This window comes from Azospirillum sp. (genome assembly GCF_035627195.1).
Lineage (GTDB): Bacteria > Pseudomonadota > Alphaproteobacteria > Azospirillales > Azospirillaceae > Azospirillum.
Window position 1 is genome coordinate 1 of the sequence record NZ_DASPMG010000130.1, and the last position, 3765, is coordinate 3765.

The window sequence follows — 3765 nt, forward strand, 5'->3', positions numbered from 1 at the left end:
GCGCGCATCACCGTCGACCGCACGGACGCGGAGCACAGCCTGTCCTTCCAGGACGTCAGCATCACCGAGCCCGACGGCCATCCCGTGATCGAGCGCTTCAGCGCCGAGGTGCGGCCGGGCGAGCGCGTGCTGATCGCTGGCGATCCGGGTGCCGCGATCCGGCTGTTCCGCGCCGTGGCGCGCGTCTGGCCGTGGGGCAGCGGGCGCATCGCCCTGCCGGCCCACACCCGCGTCTTCTTCATGCCCGAGCGCCCGTATCTGCCGCACGGCACCCTGCGCGCGGCACTCAGCTATCCGGCGGAGCCGGAGAAGGTGCACGACGACTGCGCCCACGCCGCACTGGAACGCGTCGGGCTGCGCCACCTGTGCGAGCGCCTGGACGACAGCGAGCATTGGGACGGCGTGCTGGCCGTGTCCGAGCAGCAGCGCCTTGGCTTCGCCCGCCTGCTGATCCGCCGCCCCGACTGGATCTTCGTGGAGGACGCCACCGACTCCCTCGACCCGGCCAGCGAGGAGGACATGATGCGCCTGCTGGACACCGAGTTCCGGCACGCCACCCTGCTGACCATCGGCAGCCACGCCGGGCTGGAGGCGCACCACAAGCGCAAGTTCGTCCTGGAACGCACCAACGGTGCCGTCCGCCTGCGCGAGGAAGCCTGCCACCCGGCCTTGGAAATGGTCGACCCGCAGGTGTAGGGGCCCGATGTTGGGTTTTCGCTGGCGCTCAACCCAACCTACGGGTGCCCGCACGCATGGGTAGGTTGGGTTGAGGCTGCGGACGAAAACCCAACGTCGTCACACGCCCCGCTGCCCCCGGATGAAGTCCGCGTACCACCGCGCCGACTCCTTCGGCGTGCGCGCCTGCGTCTCGTAATCCACGTGCACGATGCCGAAGCGCGGCGCGTAGCCGCCGTTCCATTCGAAATTGTCGAGCAGCGACCACACGAAATAGCCGCGCACGTCCGCCCCCGCCATCAACGCCTCCCCCATCGCCGCGATGTAGTCCCGCAGGTAGGCGAGGCGCCGGGGGTCGTCCGTCCCCGTCTCCGTCTTGCTGCCGAAGCCGTTCTCGGTGACGTAGACCGGCAGCCTGTAGCGCTTGCCCAGGTCCAGCAGCACGTCACGGAACGCCGTCGGGTCCATCGGCCAGCCGATGTCGGTGCGCGGCATGTCATCCGGCGCCGCCCCCCAGCCGCATCCCCAGACGTTGCCGTCGTCCGGCTTCGAATACATGGGCGCGTAGTGATTGAGGCCGAACCAGTCGATGGGCCGGCAGATCCGCGCCATGTCCCCCGCCTGCACATAGGGCTCGATGAGTGCGGCGATGCGCGGCGGGTAGTGGCCCAGCAGCTGTGCGTCGGGGAACGCGAGGTTCCACAGCTCGTCGAACAGCGCGGCGGATTCGCAATGCTCCGGGTTGGCCGGATCCTCCGGCCGGCAGGTCTGCACGCTGTGCACCGCGCCGATGGAGCCTCCGGGCACCAGGGCACGCAGCACGTCTACCCCCGCCCCGTGGGCAAGGTTCACGTGGTGCATGGCCTTCAGATGCTCCTGCCGGTCGGATATCCCCGGAGCACCCGCGCCGAACGCGTAGGCGAACAGCGTGAAGACCGAAAACTCGTTGATGGTGGCCCAGTTCTTCACCCGGTCGCCGTAGCGCCGCGCGCAGACGGCGGCGTAGTCCGCGAACCACCCGGCCGTGTCGCGGCTGGCCCAGCCGCCCAGGTCCTGCAGGGCCTGCGGCAGATCCCAGTGGTACAGGCACAGCCACGGCTCGATCTCCGCCTCCAGCAGCGAATCGATCAGCCGGTCGTAGAAATCCAGCCCCGCCGCGTTCACAGCACCCCGCCCGCGCGGCAGCACCCGAGGCCACGCCACCGAGAAGCGGTAGGCGTTCAGCCCCAGACCGCGCATCAGCGCCACGTCCTCGCGGTACCGGTGGTAGTGGTCGCAGGCGACGTCGCCGGTCTCGCCGTTGTCCACGCGGTCCTTCATGCGGCACAGCGTGTCCCAAATGCTGGGCCCGCGCCCGTCCTCGTTCGCCGCCCCCTCGATCTGGTAGGCGGAGGTCGACGCCCCCCAGCGGAATCCCGGCGGGAACCTGAAATCCGATCGACCGGTCATGACGCGTCCTCCGCACGGCAATTGGTCGCCATTATGCCCGTTCCACGGGCATCCTGCCAAAGGTAGTATCGCTCCACCCAGCCCCGGAGGACCCCATGCCCGACACCCCAGCCCCCCGTATGCCGCAGGACTTCGTGTGGGGCGTGTCGACCTCCGCCTACCAGGTGGAGGGTGCCGTGCGCGACGACGGCCGGGGCATGAGCATCTGGGACACGCGCTGCATCACCAAGGGCGGCATCGGCGACGGCAGCAACGCCGATGTGGCCTGCGACCACTACCACCGCGCCGCCGAGGACATTGCGCTGATGCGGGATATCGGCGTGAACGCCTACCGGTTCTCCGTCGCGTGGCCGCGCATCCAGCCGCGCGGCCGGGGTGCGGTGAACCCGAAGGGCTTCGACTTCTACGACCGCCTGATCGATGGCGTGCTGGAGGCAGGCATCGAGCCCTGGCTGTGCCTGTACCACTGGGACCTGCCGCAGGCCTTGCAGGATCTGGGCGGCTGGGCGAACCGCGACTGCGCGGGCTGGTACGCGGACTACGCCGCGCTGGTGGCGCGGCGCTACGGCGACCGGGTGAAGCGCTGGGTCACCTTCAACGAGTTCTCGGTCTTCACCCTGTTCGGCTACGCCATCCCCTGGGCGGCTCCCGGCATCACCGATCGCGCGCAGCACCTGAAAGCCATCCACCACGTGAACCTCGCCCATGGTGCGGGGGTGGACGTGCTGCGCGCCCTGGTCCCCGGCGCCTCCATCGGCGCCATCCACAACCGCCAGCAGGTCCTGCCCGAGCACGGCAAGCCGGAGAACGCCGAGGCGGCGGCGTTGCTGGACGAGCACTGGAACCTCGCCTTCCCCGACCCGCAGTTGCTGGGCCACTACCCGCCCCGCATCGCCGCCGCCATCGAGCCCTATGTGCAGGCCGGCGACATGGCGCGCATCTGCCGGCCCATCGACTGGTTCGGCCTCAACCACTACGGCCCGATCTTCGCCAAGACCGACCCGTCCTGGACCTGGGGGTACGCCTGGGGCGACGCGCCGGCCGGGGCGCCCGATTACGGCGTCGGCTGGGCGATCTTCCCCGACGCCTTCCGCGACGAGTTGCTGGAGATCACCCGGCGCTACCGCATGCCCATCGTCATCACCGAGAACGGCTGCGGCGGCAGCGACACGGTGGACGCGGATGGTGCCGTGAACGACCCGCACCGCATCGCCTATTTCCGCCTGTACATCGACCGCATGCGCGACGCCATGCGCCAGGGAGCGGACGTGCGCGGGTACTTCGTGTGGTCACTGCTCGACAACTTCGAATGGGGCACCGGCTACGGCACCCGCTTCGGCCTCGTGCACGTGGACTTCCAGACCCTGAAGCGCACACCGAAGGCGTCGTCCCGGTGGTACGCCGATCTGATCCGGGGGGAGCGCGCGGTGCGCTGACGGCGTTGGGTTTTCGGCTTTCGCCTCAACCCAACCTACGAAGTCACCCGTAGGTTGGGTTGAGCGCCAGCTGTTCAGACCGGACACTTGGTTTACAGGTGTTCGGAGACATGGTTGACAGGTTGGACCGAACCGAGGCGATCGCGCAAGTCGACTTGCGCGATCGCCTCGGCGGCGAAATGGACGGTCCAGAGACCATCGGTCG

2 protein-coding genes and 1 pseudogene are annotated in these 3765 nt (G+C 69.2%); 2 read left to right on the forward strand and 1 reads right to left on the reverse strand.

The features are described from left to right. Positions 1–696: pseudogene (locus VED21_RS12320) on the forward strand (ABC transporter ATP-binding protein/permease); the annotation flags it as partial. 99 nt (positions 697–795) lie between these two features. Here VED21_RS12320 and VED21_RS12325 read toward each other — a convergent pair. Next, complete coding sequence (locus VED21_RS12325; protein WP_324882657.1) at positions 796–2124, reverse strand: GH1 family beta-glucosidase; 1329 nt, start codon at positions 2122–2124, stop codon at positions 796–798. A 95-nt stretch (positions 2125–2219) separates the two neighbouring features. On the opposite strand from VED21_RS12325, the gene VED21_RS12330 reads away from it, so the two are divergent. Next, the gene (locus VED21_RS12330) at positions 2220–3560 is read left to right on the forward strand and encodes a GH1 family beta-glucosidase (RefSeq protein WP_324882658.1); all 1341 of its coding nucleotides are present in this window, start codon (positions 2220–2222) and stop codon (positions 3558–3560) included. Positions 3561–3765 lie beyond the last annotated feature (205 nt).